The 18,569-nt window shown below is 41.4% G+C and carries 23 protein-coding genes; 15 read left to right on the top strand and 8 right to left on the bottom strand.

The genetic code is table 11. From position 1 onward, the window contains the following. The first annotated feature begins 49 nt into the window (after nucleotides 1–49). From MHO82_RS13455 to MHO82_RS13415, 9 genes are all read left to right on the top strand, one after another. Complete coding sequence (locus MHO82_RS13455) at nucleotides 50–481, top strand: nuclear transport factor 2 family protein (RefSeq protein ID WP_239184469.1); 432 nt, start codon at nucleotides 50–52, stop codon at nucleotides 479–481. Next, complete coding sequence (locus tag MHO82_RS13450) at nucleotides 481–1,203, top strand: SDR family NAD(P)-dependent oxidoreductase (RefSeq protein ID WP_239184468.1); 723 nt, start codon at nucleotides 481–483, stop codon at nucleotides 1,201–1,203. Before MHO82_RS13455 ends, MHO82_RS13450 begins: the two co-directional genes overlap by 1 nt. Continuing rightward, complete coding sequence (locus tag MHO82_RS13445; protein WP_239184467.1) at nucleotides 1,200–2,453, top strand: FAD-dependent oxidoreductase; 1,254 nt, start codon at nucleotides 1,200–1,202, stop codon at nucleotides 2,451–2,453. Before MHO82_RS13450 ends, MHO82_RS13445 begins: the two co-directional genes overlap by 4 nt. Then, nucleotides 2,450–3,190, top strand: a complete 741-nt coding sequence (locus MHO82_RS13440; protein WP_239184466.1) for a DUF1365 domain-containing protein — start codon at nucleotides 2,450–2,452, stop codon at nucleotides 3,188–3,190. Before MHO82_RS13445 ends, MHO82_RS13440 begins: the two co-directional genes overlap by 4 nt. A gap of 44 nt (nucleotides 3,191–3,234) precedes the next feature. Further along, on the top strand, nucleotides 3,235–4,515 hold the full coding sequence (locus MHO82_RS13435; RefSeq protein ID WP_239184465.1) for a cyclopropane-fatty-acyl-phospholipid synthase family protein: 1,281 nt from the start codon (nucleotides 3,235–3,237) through the stop codon (nucleotides 4,513–4,515). Next, nucleotides 4,493–4,993, top strand: coding sequence for a DUF2878 domain-containing protein (locus MHO82_RS13430; protein ID WP_239184464.1), 501 nt, complete (start codon nucleotides 4,493–4,495; stop codon nucleotides 4,991–4,993). The genes MHO82_RS13435 and MHO82_RS13430 overlap by 23 nt, the downstream gene beginning before the upstream one ends. Nucleotides 4,994–5,003: 10 nt before the next feature. Further along, entirely contained in the window at nucleotides 5,004–5,519 is a 516-nt protein-coding gene (locus MHO82_RS13425) for a chalcone isomerase family protein (protein WP_275440614.1), read from the top strand. 158 nt (nucleotides 5,520–5,677) lie between these two features. Next, nucleotides 5,678–6,487 carry an AraC family transcriptional regulator gene (locus MHO82_RS13420; protein WP_239184462.1) on the top strand — a complete coding sequence of 270 codons (810 nt, stop codon included), beginning with the start codon at nucleotides 5,678–5,680 and terminating at the stop codon, nucleotides 6,485–6,487. Between the two features lie 80 nt (nucleotides 6,488–6,567). After that, nucleotides 6,568–7,194, top strand: a complete 627-nt coding sequence (locus MHO82_RS13415; RefSeq protein WP_239184461.1) for a LysE family translocator — start codon at nucleotides 6,568–6,570, stop codon at nucleotides 7,192–7,194. Between the two features lie 270 nt (nucleotides 7,195–7,464). Here MHO82_RS13415 and MHO82_RS13410 read toward each other — a convergent pair whose 3' ends face one another. The 3 genes from MHO82_RS13410 to MHO82_RS13400 all read right to left on the bottom strand — a co-directional run bounded on the left by MHO82_RS13410 (nucleotide 7,465) and on the right by MHO82_RS13400 (nucleotide 9,090). Further along, on the bottom strand, nucleotides 7,465–7,806 hold the full coding sequence (locus MHO82_RS13410; RefSeq protein ID WP_239184460.1) for a Fis family transcriptional regulator: 342 nt from the start codon (nucleotides 7,804–7,806) through the stop codon (nucleotides 7,465–7,467). Between the two features lie 125 nt (nucleotides 7,807–7,931). After that, nucleotides 7,932–8,555 (bottom strand): hypothetical protein, encoded by a 624-nt coding sequence (locus MHO82_RS13405; protein ID WP_239184459.1) that lies wholly within the window; start codon nucleotides 8,553–8,555, stop codon nucleotides 7,932–7,934. 52 nt (nucleotides 8,556–8,607) lie between these two features. Continuing rightward, complete coding sequence (locus tag MHO82_RS13400) at nucleotides 8,608–9,090, bottom strand: DUF523 domain-containing protein (protein WP_239184458.1); 483 nt, start codon at nucleotides 9,088–9,090, stop codon at nucleotides 8,608–8,610. Between the two features lie 199 nt (nucleotides 9,091–9,289). Here MHO82_RS13400 and MHO82_RS13395 point away from each other — a divergent pair, with 199 nt between their 5' ends. Next, complete coding sequence (locus tag MHO82_RS13395) at nucleotides 9,290–9,943, top strand: SDR family oxidoreductase (protein WP_239184457.1); 654 nt, start codon at nucleotides 9,290–9,292, stop codon at nucleotides 9,941–9,943. A 59-nt stretch (nucleotides 9,944–10,002) separates the two neighbouring features. Here MHO82_RS13395 and MHO82_RS13390 read toward each other — a convergent pair whose 3' ends face one another. Continuing rightward, nucleotides 10,003–10,452 carry a GNAT family N-acetyltransferase gene (locus MHO82_RS13390; RefSeq protein ID WP_239184456.1) on the bottom strand — a complete coding sequence of 150 codons (450 nt, stop codon included), beginning with the start codon at nucleotides 10,450–10,452 and terminating at the stop codon, nucleotides 10,003–10,005. A gap of 65 nt (nucleotides 10,453–10,517) precedes the next feature. After that, the gene (locus tag MHO82_RS13385; protein WP_239184455.1) at nucleotides 10,518–10,985 is read right to left on the bottom strand and encodes a GNAT family N-acetyltransferase; all 468 of its coding nucleotides are present in this window, start codon (nucleotides 10,983–10,985) and stop codon (nucleotides 10,518–10,520) included. A gap of 316 nt (nucleotides 10,986–11,301) precedes the next feature. Here MHO82_RS13385 and MHO82_RS13380 point away from each other — a divergent pair, with 316 nt between their 5' ends. Together MHO82_RS13380 and nagE are read left to right on the top strand one after the other, a co-directional pair. Then, nucleotides 11,302–11,940: a hypothetical protein gene (locus MHO82_RS13380; RefSeq protein WP_239184454.1), complete on the top strand. Its 639-nt coding sequence runs from the start codon at nucleotides 11,302–11,304 to the stop codon at nucleotides 11,938–11,940. A gap of 174 nt (nucleotides 11,941–12,114) precedes the next feature. Further along, on the top strand, nucleotides 12,115–13,596 hold the full coding sequence (gene nagE, locus MHO82_RS13375) for an N-acetylglucosamine-specific PTS transporter subunit IIBC (RefSeq protein WP_239184453.1): 1,482 nt from the start codon (nucleotides 12,115–12,117) through the stop codon (nucleotides 13,594–13,596). A 76-nt stretch (nucleotides 13,597–13,672) separates the two neighbouring features. On the opposite strand, the gene MHO82_RS13370 is transcribed toward nagE, so the two are convergent. Both MHO82_RS13370 and MHO82_RS13365 read right to left on the bottom strand, forming a co-directional pair. After that, nucleotides 13,673–14,962 (bottom strand): HAMP domain-containing sensor histidine kinase, encoded by a 1,290-nt coding sequence (locus MHO82_RS13370; RefSeq protein ID WP_239184452.1) that lies wholly within the window; start codon nucleotides 14,960–14,962, stop codon nucleotides 13,673–13,675. Continuing rightward, nucleotides 14,946–15,620, bottom strand: coding sequence for a response regulator transcription factor (locus MHO82_RS13365; RefSeq protein ID WP_239184451.1), 675 nt, complete (start codon nucleotides 15,618–15,620; stop codon nucleotides 14,946–14,948). Before MHO82_RS13365 ends, MHO82_RS13370 begins: the two co-directional genes overlap by 17 nt. 305 nt (nucleotides 15,621–15,925) lie before the next feature. Between MHO82_RS13365 and MHO82_RS13360 the strand changes: the two genes are divergently transcribed. From MHO82_RS13360 to MHO82_RS13350, 3 genes are all read left to right on the top strand, one after another. Then, nucleotides 15,926–16,357, top strand: a complete 432-nt coding sequence (locus tag MHO82_RS13360) for a GNAT family N-acetyltransferase (RefSeq protein WP_239184450.1) — start codon at nucleotides 15,926–15,928, stop codon at nucleotides 16,355–16,357. Between the two features lie 148 nt (nucleotides 16,358–16,505). Further along, entirely contained in the window at nucleotides 16,506–17,051 is a 546-nt protein-coding gene (locus tag MHO82_RS13355) for a GNAT family protein (protein ID WP_239184449.1), read from the top strand. 37 nt (nucleotides 17,052–17,088) lie between these two features. Beyond that, nucleotides 17,089–17,610, top strand: a complete 522-nt coding sequence (locus MHO82_RS13350; RefSeq protein ID WP_239184448.1) for a GNAT family N-acetyltransferase — start codon at nucleotides 17,089–17,091, stop codon at nucleotides 17,608–17,610. Nucleotides 17,611–17,672: 62 nt separating this feature from the next. Here MHO82_RS13350 and MHO82_RS13345 read toward each other — a convergent pair whose 3' ends face one another. Then, nucleotides 17,673–18,539, bottom strand: a complete 867-nt coding sequence (locus tag MHO82_RS13345) for a hypothetical protein (protein ID WP_239184447.1) — start codon at nucleotides 18,537–18,539, stop codon at nucleotides 17,673–17,675. Nucleotides 18,540–18,569 lie beyond the last annotated feature (30 nt).

Here is an 18,569-nt window from a genome sequence, read left to right as displayed (position 1 = left end):
AACGAATAGAATGTGATATTCCTTAGCAGCAATTATAGAGGCTACTTATATGGTTAGCTCGTTATGGCTAAAAAAGTTTATAGAGATATACAGCGAATTAAGAACCGATAATCTTCAAACGTTGGAATCTATTTATCACCCAGACGTTGTTTTTATCGATCCTTTGCACCGGGTGGAAGGCTTTGCTTCATTATTGGCAAGTTTTAAAAACAGCTACACGAATATTCTTCAATGTACTTTTGTTATTGATCACGTATTTGAATCAGGAGATGAAGCGTCGGTGTATTGGAGTATGACTTTTAGTCATGAGAAGCTGAATGGCAAAAAACCAATTACTGTGGTTGGTCACTCTCATTTAAAAGCACGCCATGACTTGGTTATCTTTCATAGAGACTACCTCGATGTGGGAGCGATGATTTATGAGCATGTTCCCTTGTTGGGTGTTGTGATTAAAAGTATTAAAACAAAGGCGGGTAAGTAATGCGTGTACTTATTACAGGCTCAACATCGGGGATAGGGAAAGAGTTAGCGTGCAGCTACGCGAAGTCGGGCCATGAGGTTATTGCTTGTGGACGACGTGAAAGTAAATTAAAGCTACTGACTCAGCAATATCCATCCATTTCTACCTTATGCTTTGATTTAGTTAACTATGATGCTTACCCAGCTCTAGAAGACAATGCGGCCCCTTTGGACGTTGTGATCTTAAATGCAGGGGATTGTGAATACATGGACAACGTCGTTGATTTTGATGCAAAGATGTTCGAGCGTGTTATGAATATTAATGTGATCTCAATTGGCTACTGTCTACAAGCTTGGCTGAAACACATAAAGCCGGGTGGGCGTGTGGTGTTGATAAGCTCAAGTGCAGGCCAATTGCCCTTGCCAAGAGCCGAAGCTTATGGGGCTTCTAAGGCCGCACTTACGTATTTGGGTAAAACCCTCACCATCAGTTTATGCCCAAGAAATATAAACGTGACTGTGGTACATCCAGGTTTTGTTGAGACCCCACTGACGGACAAAAACACATTTCCTATGCCGATGCTTATCTCAAGTAAAGAAGCGGCAGAAAGGATCATCACTGGCATCGACAATGGTGATCGAGATATTAGTTTTCCGAGTGTATTTATATTAGTGATAAAAATGTTGCGCTGTTTACCTTCGCTAATTTGGAATCGAATAGCGATAAGGATGGTTTCAGAATGAAAAAGATCGCCATTATTGGTTCGGGCATTTCAGGGTTAACTTGTGCGTATTTACTGGATGAAAAGCACGACGTGACTGTCTTTGAAAAAAACGATTATGTTGGTGGACACACCGCGACGGTTGACATTAATTATGGTGGAAAAGAGCACGCTATTGATACGGGGTTTATTGTTTTTAATGACCGAACGTACCCTAATTTTAACCGGCTTTTATCGCGGTTAGGTATTGAAAGGCGAGACACCGAAATGAGTTTTAGTGTTCACAACCGACATACTCAATTTGAATATAATGGACACAGTATTAATTCTTTATTTGCTCAGCGACGTAATTTAATAAAGCCTAGATTTTGGAAGCTTATTGTCGAGATAGTAAAGTTTAATGAATTATGCAAAGACTTATTTATAAAAGAGGCCATTCCTGAGGGAGCTAAATTAGGTGACTTTTTAGAGCGTCATCGTTTTTCGGATTTTTTTCGCCAACATTATATTTTACCGATGGGAGCGGCAATTTGGTCTACCAGCCTGCTTAAAATGGCACAGTTCGAATTGAAATTTTTTATCCAGTTCTTTTATCACCACGGCTTATTAAATATTGTGGATAGACCTCAATGGTATGTGGTGCCAGGTGGCTCTCGCTCTTATGTTGAGGCGATTCAAACGACATTGAGTAACGCTATTGTAACGAGCGCATCCATTGAACAGGTAAACCGTGCAAATGGTGGTGTGGACGTTGTCATGACAAATGGCGAGGTACGTCGATTTGATGAGGTTATTTTCGCCTGTCATTCAGATCAAGCACTGGGTTTGTTGGCTAATCCAACTGAGCTTGAAACCCAGGTGCTATCAGCGATTCCTTATAGTGGAAATGAGGTTGTGCTGCATACCGACACCAGTTTATTGCCGGACAGGCAGCGTGCGTGGGCCAGTTGGAATTATAGGCTCGATGGCGATGCTTCACGGCCAGCGTGCGTGACATACAATATGAATATTCTGCAGCACATAAACGATGAGCACACGTTTTGTGTCACCTTAAACCAAACTGAGGCCATCGATCCTGATAAAGTGATACGTAGTTTTGTTTACCATCACCCAGTGTTGGATGAATCCAGTGTCAAAGCACAGCAGCAACGTAGTTTGATATGTGGACAGAATAATTGTCACTTTGTAGGGGCTTATTGGTATAACGGTTTTCATGAAGATGGTGTGCGCAGTGCCCTCGATGTTACCCAACGTTTTGGTGTATCACTATGAGCTATTTAAGTGGTATTTATTGGGGGAACGTACGTCATCGGCGATTTGGCTCTATTCCACATAAGTTTAATTACCGTCTTTACATGCTAGGCATTGATTTAGACGAGTTGCCGAGCTTAATGATGTCTAGCTCTGTATTTGGTCAGCGCTGGTATCATCCTATCCGCTTTAATGAACAAGATTACGTGAAAAACGAATCGGGTGAATTAAAAGAAAGGATAAGCCAAAAGGTTCAGCAGTTAGGGGGAATTTGGTCAATGGATAACCGAGTGGTGATGTTGATCCAAGGCCGCTGCTTTGGGGTGTATTTTAGCCCTGTTAATTTTTATTTTTGCTATTCCCAGTCGGGTGAATGCCAATACATGTTAGCGGAAGTCAGCAATACCCCATGGAAACAAACGCATTATTATTTAGTGGATATGGAGACGGAAATGAAAGTTCCAAAAGCCTTTCACGTTTCCCCATTTATGGAAATGGACATGGTGTATCACTGGAATATATCGCCTCCAGATAAGCAGCTTCTTGTGCATATTGAAAATCATCAACAACGCAAAATGTTTGATGCGACTTTAGCATTGGTGAAGCGTGAATTCAGCCATAAAGAAATGCTCAGAACTGTGGCCGCGATCCCTTTGATGACCATCAAAATCGTATCAGGTATTTATTGGCAAGCATTAAAGCTGTTTTTAAAGCGTGTGCCTTTTATTTCTCATCCAGACACAAAGCCTAACGCCTAGCTACCAATAAGTTACGTTTTAGGAAAATCTCCAGAGAGGTTTACATGGAACAGATCACAAAACAAGTTAACACTATCGCCCATAAAAAAGGGACGCTTTCTAATAAAGTCGTTGGAAAATATCGAGATTTTATTTTTGGCGTCCTAGCAAACCTTAGGGGAGCCAGTATGGAAGTTATGGAGGACAATGAACTCTTTTTTTGGGGAGAAAAAGGGTCTGTGCTTCATGGCAAAATAATCGTGCGTGATCCTAGCTTTTATCAAGATGTCGTGTTGAACGGCAGTTTAGGTGCGGCGGAGGCTTATCTTGATGGAAAGTGGGACAGTCCTGATTTGACGGCTGTGATTCAAGTGATGGCAAGAAATCAGGCTCAGCTGGATCAAGTAGACAGTCAAATAAAATGGTTTAATCGGCTGCAAAAGTGGCTGCTACGCCGTAAAAATATGAATACAGAGCAAGGTTCCAAACGCAATATTCTTGCTCACTATGACTTGGGCAATGAGCTTTATACGCGTTTTCTTGATCCGTCAATGCAATATTCATGTGCTATATACAATGGAAAGTCAGACACGCTATCACAGGCCCAACAGCATAAAATGCACACGATATGTGAGAGGTTGGAAATTAATGCTGATGATCACATTATCGAAATCGGCACAGGTTGGGGAGGGTTGGCCATTTATATGGCTGAGCATTATGGCTGCCATGTCACCACCACCACAATTTCAGACGCTCAGTATCAATATACGGCAGAAAAAATTCAACAGTTAGGGCTCAATGATCGCATTACGTTACTGAACAAAGATTATCGACAGCTGAGTGGTAAGTACAACAAGCTAGTGTCCATAGAAATGATTGAGGCAGTAGGCCATGAGTATTTAGCCACCTTTTTAAATAAATGCTCTGAATTGCTTGAAGATGACGGAAAGATGTTGATCCAATCCATCACCATTGCGGACGGTCGTTATGAAAACTATCGAAAAAGTACGGATTTTATACAAAAGTATATCTTTCCAGGAGGCTGCTTACCTTCGGTTGCCATTATTACTAATAAAATGGCGCAACATACTGATTTAGTGGTTCATGAAATGCACGATATTGGATTGCATTATGCCCGTACTTTGTTTGATTGGCGGGTTGGCTTTGAAGAGCGATGGGATCAGTTAAAAGAGCTTGGCTACACAGAAGAATTCAGACGTTTATGGCTGTTTTACCTCTGTTACTGCGAAGGGGCCTTTTTACAAAGAACCATCAGCACACACCATGTCATAGCCAGAAAGCCTCGCTTTAGAGGGCAACAAGATGAAATCGTTTTGGGTTATTAATCTGGTTCTTTTTCAAGCAAGTTGGCTATGTGCGGCGGTTTTTACTGACATTGCCCATATAGTCATGCCCATGTTGCTTATGGTGCATTTTGGACTGTCTCCCATACGGCGAAAAGACTTGAAGGTACTGATGCTGTTGCCGCTGGGTTTGATTATTGACAAAGGTTTGTTGGTGCTTGGCATCTTCAATGCGGGGGATGGCTTTTTCCCATTATGGTTAGGTTACTTATGGATAATGTTTATTCTGAGTTTGAATCATAGCCTGAAGTGGCTTGGTGACCGCTCGTTGATTTTTTTGATTCTCATCGGGGCATTAGGAGGAAGTAGCAGCTACTGGGGAGGAATTAAGCTCGGCGTATTAGAATCTGAATTATCTACTTTTTACGTTGTTACTTCTTTAATGGTGGTATGGGGAGGATTGTTACCTATTTTGGTAAGACTACAGACTTACGTAATAGAAGACCGAAACCTAACTTAGCGAGGAACTTATGTATAAATGGCTATTTTTTCTATTTATGAGTTTTAATGTTTTCGCTTCGCCGTTAAAAAACTTAACTAAGGTCGGGGTAGGGGAAATGGACTATCTTTTCTGGACTGTTTATCGGGCAGAGTACTACCTTGAAGATATTGATGCTAGGTCTCAAAAAACTTCCCCTTATGTACTTGAAAGTGATCGTGTAAAAGCGCTCAAGATTGAGTATTTTAAAGCCATTAAAAGTCAGGTATTGATCGATGCCACCATAGACCAATGGCAATCGTTAGGGTATCCCAATACAGAGATAAAGAGTTGGGTCGACAAGCTGAGAAAAATCTGGCCAGATGTTGGGGTCGGTAATACATTGACCGTTGTGGTTAAAAAACACGACAGCCATTTTTATTTTAACGACAGTCTAATTGGAAGCATTGATGATAAAAGGTTCGGTGGGGCATTTTTATCCATCTGGCTGTCAAAAAATACCTCGTACCCTGATCTTCGTTTACAGTTATTGGGCCAGCTTCCATGAACGTCTTGACTTCAAACGGTTCGTTAGTGTTTTTTCGGTGTTCATCATTTTTGTTTCAGCTCGCAAAATCTGTTGTATTTTCTGAAATAAGGTTGGGAATTGAGGCATAAAGATATACTTGATTAAGGGAGACGACTGCTTTTATAAAGGGATAAAATTTGGGAAAGGAAAGCTCGAAAATATGGAAAAATCAGACATTACCTGGCGTTGAACTGCTATCAGCCAATTATACTAAGTTCGAGTTTTCAAAGCATTGGCATGATGAACTGGCCATCGGCATTATTGAAGAAGGCGCTGAGGGTTTGCTATACAGAGGAAATAACCTGATTGTACCTAAGCACCATATTGTAGCGATAAACCCTTCAGAAGTTCATACTGGTTATGCTGGTGGCTCTACGGGATGGCAATACCGGATGTTTTACTTTGATCTTCCTGAACTGGCTACATTGTTTGAAAACGCGGCACTTCCCATTGACCCTATTATCGATAAATCCGTTATTGATAATGTCTATTTATTCAATGAATTATTGCAATTACACCTTTCATTGGAAATGTCGAGTTTTGATTTAACCAAAGATACCTTGCTTACGATCACTTTAGAGAAACTCTTTACACAATACGGCTCACTTAATGCCATTGATAATACGCAAAAACATGATGTTAAGAGTGCCTATGTCGCGAGAGATTTTATTTATGAACATTGGGATCAAAATCCTTCTCTTTTGGAGCTAGAGTCGGTTTCAGGCTGTACTCGATTTCAGTTAATTCGTAGTTTTAAGGCGCTATTTGGTATAACACCACATCAGTTTTTATTGTTGGTGAAAGCGAAAAAAGCCAAACAGCTTTTGAGTAATGGGATGACTTGTGTGGATGCCTCTCTTGCCTGCGGCTTTTATGATCAAAGCCATTTTACTCGTAACTTCAAACGTGCTTTTGGTGTCACGCCGTCAAATTATGTTTGCCAATAAATGCACCTGCAATTTTGTACAAGATCCCCTAATTAGATTTGATTAATCTGAAGTGAATTCAATTCAGGAGGTTAATCAGTATGAGTTTGTTTATTATGTGGTTAGGGGTAATGTTTCCGTTAGTGTTTAGCCCTGGCCCTGCTAATATCGTGTTTGCCATGTCGGGTGCTCAGGTAGGCGTTAAGCGATCTATTCCGTTGGTGGCTGGTGTCGATCTCGTTTTCATTATTAAGTCAGTTATCATCGGTTATGGGCTGGGGCAGGTGATCAATGCCTACCCGGGAGCCATGAATATTTTGCAGCTTATAGGGGCTACGTATCTTGTGTATCTCTCGATAAAATTCATGAGAAGCAGCGGTGGTTCATCTGAAAACAACAAAGAACAGCTGGGTTTTTTCGATGGGTTGCTTATACAAGTCTTAAACAGTAAAGGCTGGTTAATGGTGTTGCTCATGTTTACCCTTTTTACCGAGCAAGCTCAACAGGCTTTTGGTGAGCAAGGTATTTTGGTATTGGTGATATGGCTGGCGTTGTTAAATATTTCGATACATTTGGTGTGGGTAAAAGCGGGGGAGTTACTTTCTAAAGTGTCCAGCAGCCCGCGCTATGAAAAAGCGTTAAATTTATTTTATGCTAGTTGTTTATTTCTTGTGTCTGGGTGGTTAATTGTAGACAACGAAATTTGGTCTCAATGGGTAGCCGCTTAAGCTATGTTACCTTATGTTAGTGTCGGTGACTGTTAAAGGTATTTTTGATAATACCGACTTTTATGCCTTAGTTGCTGCGTACGATGAAAAAATTGTTGGGCATATTAGCCTTACCCTTTCTTCAAAGACACGTCAGAAGCACGCATCGAGCACTTCAAATTAAAATTACTTGTTATATAGATGGTATAAAGTAATCACTTAGTCTATGTGAGCCTGCCTTTTCGCAGGCTCTTTCTCTATCATCAATCAATGAATAACCAGCACTTGGCGCTATTTGAGCCTATCTGCCCATTTACCATTATGTTCTTTATCGCAATCTTCTTCGCTGTCGAATGATACATGAAAGTCAATCTTTTTAAGGTGAATATTTGCTTGGTTTAAGTGTTTTTGAATAAGGGAGAGCAACTCGATTTTACTGTTACTCGTGGAGGCGTGAGAAAGGCTGTCGTTCGTATCAAAGACACAAACAATGCGTAGGCTTTGAGGGAAGTTGGAATAATTCACAAGATGGGTTAGCCACTGAAATCCATCAATTTCTCTAAGAGCCACGTCGCAGACCTCGGTAAGGGCTATTCTGATCTGGTTATCTAATTTTTTATCTGTTTTACGCATCGCTCACGACTTCTCATAGTTATTCAATTTCAATGGGTGCAGACTATTTTCTACGTAGGGCTTCTGAGTATACATGGCTTTGTTTATGAACGGCTACGGAACTGGTTAAGAATATATATAGCGGTTTAAGTATTCATAGTGGAAAGCAACGATGTATTTGAGCTATTTAATAGCTGCTCCAGAATCGCTTGGCATTGTTCATGGAAATGTTGGGGTAGTTTAGAAAAATCAATGGATTGATAAACGCTAATGAAAGCCGAGATATCCGTTAATTGCATTGTGTTTTGATCAAATACCTTTTGGTGCAACGCCTTTATTTTTAATCTTTGTGTATTTCCCCTGAGCATGTGTTTGGCGTTCATGACCCATAATGTAGCGATATGAGTATTTGGGCACTCATCAATGTCATTACGGTGCAGTGGTTGATCTGTTGAAGCGGGTAAGCAGCTGATGTCTATCCACCAGAAAAGAGAGGTGTTAGGTAGGAAATGATGAAGGAGGTATTTATTTGGCAGTAAAGAAAGTGACCAGCCTTTTATAAGAACACCTACGTGGGATTCAATAATCCGGGAAGCCAGCTCTACATTTTCTTTTGGCGTTCGAGCTGTGTTTGATACCAATATGTCAATGTCAGAAAGTGCAACAAAGCTTCCATTAGCAACGCTGCTGATTAACTTAACGGAGTGAAATAAGCCACTGTTATCGAGCGCGGAGATGATATTACGGGCAATGGTTTGTTGGTTTTTCATGAAATCTCATCCACTATGTGGAGCGGTTAAAGGGGGGATTAGGAAAGCCATTTTAGTCTGATAACAAGCGATTTAACTCATCGACATTGTGTTGGCTGAAAACTCTAATACCATTTTGCTCTAATAGGGCTGTGGTTACGCCAACGCCTTGCTGTTTTATGCCCGTAAAGGTGCCATCGTAGATCGTTTGGCTGCCGCATGAAGGGCTAGATTCAGTAAGAACTGCAAATTGGATGCGCTCTGAAAGGCATTTTTCTAAAGTCAATTCTGCCCCTCGGATAAATTCAGCAGTGACGTCGTGATGATCATGAGTCAGTATTTTACTGTCACCAGTGAGAACATTTACTCCATCCCCAAATTGAACTTCGGCGGGGGCTCTTGGTATAGGAAGGCCAGCTGAAACTTCAGGGCAGAAAGGAACGAGAGTATGCTCTGAAATTAGCGTGTGAAAAGCGGTATTTTGTGCTTTGAGATCACTGCCGTTATAACGGACTTTACACCCTAATAAACATGAGCTTACCAGTATCGTTGCCATTTTACATTCCCCATAAAATACATCTTCCTCTATGATTCAGTTTATTTAATTTTCAATGAATTAACCAGCACGATAACGTAAAGCAAGTATGTCTTTTCGATCAATTTAATAAGGCGGAGTATTTACAATGTTAGTGATCCGTTTTACTGTTCGTCTTATCATAATTGATAATGATTTTTATTTTCTTTATAAGGCTTGTATGAAAACAATTTTGATTTTTGGGGCGAGTAATGGCCTTGGTAAATTGCTAACGAATTTGTGCTTGGAAAAGGGGTATGCAGTACACGCTTTGGTGCGCCGAGATGAAGCGGCTGAAGAGCTGACTAAAGCGGGTGTGATTGTAACGAAAGGGGATGCGTTGAACCCAGAAGACGTTGCCAAAGCATGCCAGTCAGTACCGAAAGACAGTCACGTATTTTCGACGTTAGGTGGAAGTGGTGATAAATTAAACCAAGGTCCTTCGGTTAACTATCAAGGGCAGCGTAACGTGATTGATGCCGTGGAGCAGGCTGGTTTGGGCCGTTTTATCATGATCACCTCTGTGGGGTGTGGTGTCAGTTGGACGCAGTTGCCGGAAAATATTCGCTCTAGTATTGGTGTGGCATTAAGAGAGAAAACCTTGTCAGAAAGCTGGCTTCAAACCAGTGGGTTGGATTACACCATTGTTCGCCCTGGTGGGTTATTGAATGGTGACGCGACCGGCAAAGCGATTTTAACACAGAGCTCAGCGGCGCAAGGGTTGGTAAATCGCAAAGATGTGGCCGCTTTACTCATGGGGATGATTGACAACGAAGAAGCGATCGGTCAAACGTATACCTGTATCGAGCCGGGACTCACTTGGCAAAAACAGTAGGGTTTTAATCAATAACGCCGGATGAACCTGTGTTTGTTCGGCAAAAGTTCTTATTTGAGCTAACAATCATTTTTAAATGGGTACGCCATTTTATACTCAAATTCACTTTCTCCGGTTTGCTCAAATCCTAATCGAGTGTATAAGTGGCGCGCGGGGTTACTTTTAATCACGCTTAAACCAACGTTGGCTTGATCGTGCTTCGCTTTATCAATGAGGGATTTGATTAAAGTACTGCCAATATTTTGGTTCTGAAAGTCGGAATGAACTTGAATTTGGAATAAGTACCATTGATTGAGTTCAGATAAATAGCGCGATTTAAATAAACCAGCGGAGTGACCATTCACGAGTATGATTTGAGCGTCTTCAAAGTGGAGTAAAATCCGTGTAAGGTAGCTTTGAGGATCCGTTGGCATACTCGCGGCTTCAAGGTACTTTCTCATCGTAATGTCACGTAAATCAAGTAAAAAACTAATATCTTCCTGAGTCGCTTTCCTTAATGTTATCTCCATGCTGCATTACTCCCTGTTCATTTATTCACATCCATGATGGTCTCTTTTAAAACACTGAGTATAGTCTATTTGCTTTGCGGAGCTGGAGTGGGCAGAGCCAATTGTAATACTTGTCTTGAATCGTTGATGTCAAAGTAATTGCTTTCTTCATCATGCAATGTGAAGTTCAGTTGAGCGTACAAATTAACGGCGGCTGTATTTTTGGGGCAAACGGTTAAAAATAAAGTGTGGTACATGGTTGAGTGGGCGATACAATGTTTTAACAACGCTTTGCCTATGCCGAGCCCACGAGAAGTTGGACTAACAGCTAAAGAGAGTATCCATGCATCTTTAGTATTGGTTTTTGGGGATTGTAAAAGGTAACCCACAACGCGGTTATCTATTTTGGCGACATAAAATGAGGCTGCCCAGCAATCATAAGCCTGTCTTATAAAGAAAGGTGGATAGCCATGCTCACCAAAACAAATGGACTCCAGTTCAGCGACTGGTGCAATGTCGTCTTTTGAAATGTTAACAATATTTATAGTATTCATCTTATTCACTATAGGTGGAATTTCGCGCCGCATCATACGTAGCTATGCTCATTAGCACAATATTAATTTAACTATCTGAATCATTTACGTAAAATTTTTAGGGTCTTGCTCCACGATGAGAAAGGGAGTGTATTAATTTTGAGCTTATTTTTCATTATTCGGCATTTTATGTTTTACCGATCGCATTTTATAAAATGAGTGTGTGGTTGAGCAGCATATCAGTAGTTTCGAGTTTGAAGCACTGCTTACTTTTACATAGGGTATTTATGATTTGTTATTAAATTCAATTAACTAACATCATAAATAAGGACATTAAATGAAACTTAAATTAATCGCGTCGGGTATCATTGGCTTACTTAGTTTTCCTTTATTTGCCGCTGATTGCCCAATGTTCAATCCAAATACCCAATATGTGAATGGCGATCAAATTCAAGTGTCTGGATCGTTTTATCAGGCTCAAAATAACCCTCACAAAGGCGCTGAAGTCACTAGCTCATGGTATTGGGAAAATATTCCAGAGTGTACAAAAGGGTTAACTACGTTACGTCATGAGCACCCTCAACGCTTTTTGGAAGGGGTGAAAACACCGGAGGTGATCGCTGGCGATGGTATCACAACGTACACACAGTTGACTCAAAACAGCCTTAATGTGGTGGTTCAATTAGAAGGCGGTAAGTTCAAAACGCATGTTAAGCCTGCTAATGTAGTGCTGACAGAGCAGCTTTCTATGAGTCATTCTAAAGCTCAGGTTAGGGCAGACAAGATTGAGTTGGTGCAGGAGATGCCAACAAAAACGGACGTGACCAAAGTAGAAGCAAAAGGGGTGGTTACGCCTTTGGTTGAAGCTGAGAAAATGCTTATCACACCAATGGCAATTGTTGGCGGACGTAACGTGATGGCATACATTGCTTCTCTTGAAGCTCGAATTGCGGAACTAGAAGCGAAACTGCCGTAATTTACTTACCTGATTTACAATGTAAATTTTCAATGTTTTTTATGTCTTAGCCTGAGAATATGCGTGAATATTCTCAGGCTTTTTTCATTAATAATAATTAATCTAAGCACAATCTTACCTTAATTCTGCTTTGTGTAGCCTGAGCTTATCACTACAACGTAAAGAGGACTTAAGGTGAACATATTAGGATATTTACAAAAAATCGGTAAAGCCTTGATGGTGCCTATTGCCGTACTGCCTGCTGGTGGTTTAATGCTTGGTTTGGGTTACGCCATTGATCCGACTGGGTGGGGAGCAAACAGCGCCTTAGCAACCATATTGGTTTATGGCGGTAAAGGTATTATGGATAATCAAGCTTGGCTATTTGCAGTAGGGGTCGCTTATGGTTTGGCAAAAGACAATAACGGTGCCGCGGCTCTTTCTGGCTTACTTGGGCTGATGATTATTGAAATGATCGTCGGGAATACGGCGGTGATCTCGCAAATTACTGGGATCCCTGTCGATCAAATGAGCAGCTCAGAAGTGATTGCTTCAAAAGCTTCAGTGAGTGCGTTCACAGGCATCATGATGGGCTTGGTAGCCGCAACACTGTATAACCGTTTCCACACCATTAAATTACCCGCAGCACTGGGCTTTTTTGGCGGTAAACGTTTCGTTCCCATTGTGACGTCATTGGCGGCAATAACCATAAGTTTAGTCATGGTGTATGTATGGCCTGTGGTGTATGGCTCTTTGGTTGATTTTGGCGTCGCAATCTCAGAAATGGGTGCCACTGGTGCGGGTTTGTATGGCTTTTTTAACCGCCTTTTGATCCCCGTTGGTCTGCACCACGCGCTGAATCAAGTTTTCATCTTTGATCTTGTGGGCATTAATGATATTTCAAAGTTTTGGTCTGGTACGGGTGAGTTAGGCGTTACAGGGATTTATCAAGGTGGTTTTTTCCCTGTGATGGGATACGGTCTACCTGCGGCCTGTTTAGCCATGTATCACTGTGCAAAACCGGAGAACAAAAAGAAAGTTGGCGGTATTTTAGGTGCATCTGCATTAACAGCGATTTTAACTGGCGTTACAGAGCCAATTGAGTTCGCATTCATGTTTGTTGCTCCTGTGCTTTATGTGATTCATGCGTTGTTAGCAGCCCTTTCGTTGTTTATCGCGGCAAACATGCAATGGATAGCCGGGTTTACCTTCAGTGGTGGTCTTATTGACTTTGTGTTGTCGTTTAACCTTCCACTTGCCGTAAAACCTTATATGTTGATTGTTCAAGGTTTGTGTTTTGCCGCTATTTACTATTTTGTATTCCGCTTTGCGATTTTAAAGTTTGATTTAAAAACACCAGGGCGTGAAGAAGAGGATGTTGCTGAACTTGCTCAGGTTGGGACTAATGAAAAAGCGGCGCAATTTCTAAAAGCGTTAGGTGGACACGATAATCTAACCAGCATTGATTCTTGCATCACCAGATTACGTTTAACGCTGAAAGACATCACAATCGCTGATGAAGCGGCATTAAAGGCCATTGGTGCAATGGGTGTTGTGAAAATTGGTGCGAATAATTTGCAAGTAATTATAGGAACGGAGGCCGAAGAGATCGCTCATACGATGAAACAGATCCCACCATCCGATGACTTATCTCACATTCCATTACCAAGTCATTAATTTAAAAGTGAAACAATGAAACATGGAGGCTAAAGTATTACTTGGCCTCCATATGTCAGTGTTTATTCTTCCTATATTACGAATCAAAGTAAATCCTGGCTCTAAGCCCTGGGGTGTTATCTCTGAGTATTAAGTGGGCGTTATGACGATGAACTACCGCATCTACCAGAGACAACCCTAAGCCATTACCATGCTCGCTTCGGCTTTTGTCAGCACGATACATGGGGCGGCATACATGCAGTTTATCGCTATCAGAAATACCAATTCCAGAATCCGCAACCACAACACCAAAATGGTCGATGATCACTTCAACTTGTCCATGCTCTGGAGTGTATTTCACGGCATTTTCAATCAGATTAAACACCGCTCTAAATAGCAATGAGGGATCACCGACAACAGTACATGCTTGATCTTGTCTAAATAATAGCGATTGATGTTTTTGTTCGGCAAGCGGTGAGATAAAATCCAACGCATCTTGTGCGACTCTCCCTAAGTCGACCGCCTCGGTTTCAATGGTAAGCTGACCACTATTGAGTTTGGCAATTTCTAACATGCTATTAAATAGAGATAAAATAAGCTCAAGCTCATCGTGGCAAGCAGAAAACTGATCCTGTTGTGAGGGCGTTAAATCGTTATGTGCTAAAACATCTTCTAGGCGAAGCTTTAATCTTGCCATGGGGGTTCTCATGTCGTGAGCCATGCCAACAGTTAATGATTTTAAGGTGGATTCATTTTTGGCCATTTGCTCAATCATGAAATTGAGGTGAATCGCCAAAATATCAAATTCATCGTCTTGTTTTGATACCGCAATTTTTACATCACGCTCACCGCATAAAACGCGGTTCATGGCTTGATTGACTCTTTCTAGCCTTTTTAAAATCAATAGAGTGAATAGGAGAGCGGCTATGAGCATCATTGCGACAGGCAAAATGATCCCAGAAAAAACGATGGGAATGAGTGATTGGCGAAAGGCTTCGACCGTCTTGGCATCAACGCCGATCTGCAACTGATGAGTCTTGCCAATAGCAACATGGGTGCTATTTAGAGGTAAAGTGCTAACAGGGTAGTATTGCTGATTAAGAGGGGGATCAATATGTTCAATTACTCGGTAATAAAAAGGGGTTTCAGAAGCTCGCTTGGCTTGAAGTAATTTTTCGACCTCTTCCTTGCTCTGTTTGGCCACATAGCTAAATTCCAAAATTTCGTCATTTAACTGTTTGGTGAGCTGCTGCCGATGAAAGGCATCAGAATTAATATAGACCTGCCGGATCACCATGATATTCACCACAGCGATGAGAATAAACAGCCCGATTAACGTTTTGAATACAGATGAGCGGGTAAGCGCGTAATCATCGACGAAGGACATATCCCGCACCTCTGACCGTGTGCAATAAATCTTTGCAACCTGCATCTTCCAGTTTTCGCCTTAGGTTCGCTACATGCACGTCGATCACATTGGTTTTTGGATCAAAATGGTAGCTCCAAATGGCTTCAAATAAGCGCATGCGAGAAACCACTTGTTCGCTGTGCTCAATGAAATGTTGGATAAGCTGAAATTCTTTCGGTTGTAAGCTGAGCTCTTGGTTATTGCAAGTGACACGATGAGCACGTAAATCAATGTGTAAACAATCATAACTTAGCGTGCTTTGGATGGGTACTTGCCGTTGAGTTCGGTTAATGATGATGTCGACACGGGCGATGAGTTCGGCCAGAGCAAACGGTTTAATTAGGTAATCATCGCTGCCCGCTTGTAGGCCGTTAACGCGATCTTCTACGCTGTCCATGGCACTTAAAATTAAGACGGGAAGGTTTTCTTGTGTCGCTTTGATGGCTGACAGTACCTTCATGCCATCAAGGTAGGGCAGCATTCTGTCGAGTATGACGAGTTGATAATCGCAGCTTATCGCCATCATTAGCCCTTTATTGCCATCTTCAGCCTGATCAACAGCATAACCATGTTCTTGTAGCCCTTTAGCGACAAACTCTCTGGTTGTTGCGTCATCTTCAATAATAAGTATTTTCACTGTATCCCCCTGAATTCTTGAGCTTACATATTATCGAACTCAGTGCATTAGGGGAGCGAAAAAAGAAAGGCTCGCGTGACTAATGCGAGCCAGATGCGGTTTAGGGGGTAAACCGCAAATTCGGTGATTTGAGCTGTATTGCAAAGTGTGATGTGAGTATAGACTAGGTTGGATTGAGAAAGCGTTTTTAAATCGTTAAGGATAGTTAATCTTTGCTGCATCATGTGTGTACATTGAACTTTGCCATTGATAATATCGAGTTTCGCGGCTGCACATAACACCACTATTCATTGAATGAGATTGATATGATTGTAGAAAATGTGCTTCCTGAATATTACGCAGAAATGCTTGATGTTTGGGAAAATTCAGTCCGAGCGACTCATGACTTCATCACTGAAGAGGACATTGCGTTTTTTAAACCGATGATTGTCGAGCAGGCTTTCCCGGCAGTGACTTTAAAATGTGTGAAAAGCCAAAGTGGTTCTATTTTGGGGTTTGTGGGTGTCCATGATGCGAAAGTTGAAATGCTGTTCGTATTAGACCAAGCCAGAGGCCAAGGGATCGGAAAGTTATTGTTGCAATACGCGATAGATAATTTGAAGGTAAACTTGGTGGATGTGAATGAGCAGAACCCACTTGCTGTCGGGTTTTATGAGCATATGGGATTTCGTGTTATTTCGCGTTCACCTGTTGACGATATGGGAAAACCGTTTCCAATCTTACACATGCAGTTATGAGTGATCGGTAGTTGATCACCGAATTTGTTAGAAGAAACGTCTAAGGCTAATAATCTTAGACGTTTCCGTTTTTCGTTGGTCTTTTCAGCTGTAGTTCCTAGAAAGTTCAGATCTTTATTTATCGTTTATTTCTTAAGAAGGAAAGCACATGTTTACATTGAATGTTGATGACGATTTAAAATTAGCTCTTGTTGAGCCTTCTTTTGCTCCCAAATACTTAGAGATTGTGACAGCCCAAAGGGAGCATTTATCAAAATGGTTAGCATGGCCTGTACACGCGGAGTCAGAAGCGTTTTTTCTTAGCTTTATTAAAAAGTCATTGCATGATTATGCTGATGGAAAATCCATGGTGTGCGCGATGATCTTTCGTGGTGAATTAGTCGGCAATATTAGTTTCAATACTATTAATCATGACATTAAAATGGCTGAAATTGGCTATTGGTTGAGTGAGAACCATCAGGGAAACGGGATTGTGAGTAGGGCAGTCAGTAAATTGATTGATTTTGCATTTTCTGAGATGGGTTTGGAAAAAGTCCAAATTTCTGCGGCTGTTGATAATCAGCCCAGTCGTAATGTGTGTGAGCGCTTAGGCATGCAGTTAGAAGGGCTTATTACGAACAGTGAAAACCTTAATGGCCGTATTGTTGATCATGCCATTTATGGTTTATTAAAGAAGGTAGACACTAATAAATGATTAGGAAGTCGCCAGCAATTTAAAGGAACAATATTATATGGAATTAAAAGTCTCTGATGACATCCATTTGTATTCATTAGCAGTCTCTCATGCTAATGAGCTATTTCATGCTGTAGAGAGCAGCAGGCAGAATCTGTCCATTTATATGCCTTGGGCCAACCTCCTCACCGATGTGAAGAGCGCTGAAAATTATATTCGGTCAAGAATTAAGATTACAGATAATGGCTCAAAGTGGTTTGCCATTTATTTTAAAGGACAGTTCACGGGGGTTTTTGGTATTAAATACATTGAACCTGATTCGCGAGTATCTGAGCTTGGTTATTGGTTGTCTAATTACGGGCGCGGAAATGGGATCGTCTATCAAGTTCTGAAGGTGATTTTACCTTACATGGCTTCTTGTACCAATGCGAAAACCGTCGAGTTCCATTGTCTTGAAAGCAATGAAGCCAGTATAAAAATCGTGAATAAGATCGGTGCCGCTCTGATTCGTTACGTTCCAAATACTATTGATGTGGAAAATAAAGATCAAAAGTTGGGTGTCTACTCACTAGAACTTTAGCTGTGAAGTATTTGGTACTATAAACCTGAACTGCATGTTTCTTTGCCTCAATGGTGTTTGAGTTACTTCGGATCGCTGGTGGTTTTACTGATTTTGAAATCTATTGCTTGGTAATTACCATCAGGCAGTACTGTAGGCAGTAAATAGGTTGGATTGGTTAAAATGCGATACACTGCCGGGTCTTGGTTCGCCACTTTTTGTTTGTTGTTGAGCTGCCATTCGTGCTGAATCTCTTCTAAACGTCCACTAAAGTCTTGTGCGCCTAAAATCGAAGTTAATGCCCAGTAGGTGTATTCCGTGACCATACAGTCGTACTCGCAAGTTTCATCGTCATAGCGATACCAAGCGTTTTGCGGGTAACTAGACGGTATTGTTGCAAAATAACCACCGCGAGCAATATCCATGGCGTTGGCGATTTCGGAATGGGCTTGCTCACCAAATACATCTGGGTAGGTATTGGCATAACCGACATGGGTAATTAAGTGTAAGACCTCTTCTAAAGTGGCATCAAATTGCCCCGATTTTGCACCATTGGGATGCATTTCATACACTTTGAGATCTTGGTAAGTTCCCGACTGGGAATCCAGCTTGTCTGCCGCTGCATCGAAGTCGGCATCTGTGGTGCCGATTAAGAGGGTGGCTCCTTGTTCAACCATTTTGTTCACAACGTGGGGGTTATCTGGGGTGCCATCTTCATTATTGTCGAGATACTGAGCCATGATATTGGCGGCGTGCTTTATCGATTCTGGTGGAGTGGTTGGGGTGGCACGAATACTGATGCCAAAGACGTCGGTATACTGAGGAAAAGCCACGGACAATGAGCGTGGTTCCGTGTGTGACTCTGTGGTTGATAAAGTCTTATTGCTGTGACAGCCTGCTAATACACCACTGATTAGTGATGTTAGTAATAGTGTTTTTCCGCTGTTCATTATTAAGACCTCAATGTAGTAAAAGCAATA

The organism is Vibrio sp. Of7-15, assembly GCF_022347565.1.
GTDB lineage: Bacteria > Pseudomonadota > Gammaproteobacteria > Enterobacterales > Vibrionaceae > NORP241.
The sequence above is the reverse complement of the archived record's forward strand: the minus strand, read 5'-3'. Positions and strand labels throughout refer to the sequence as shown.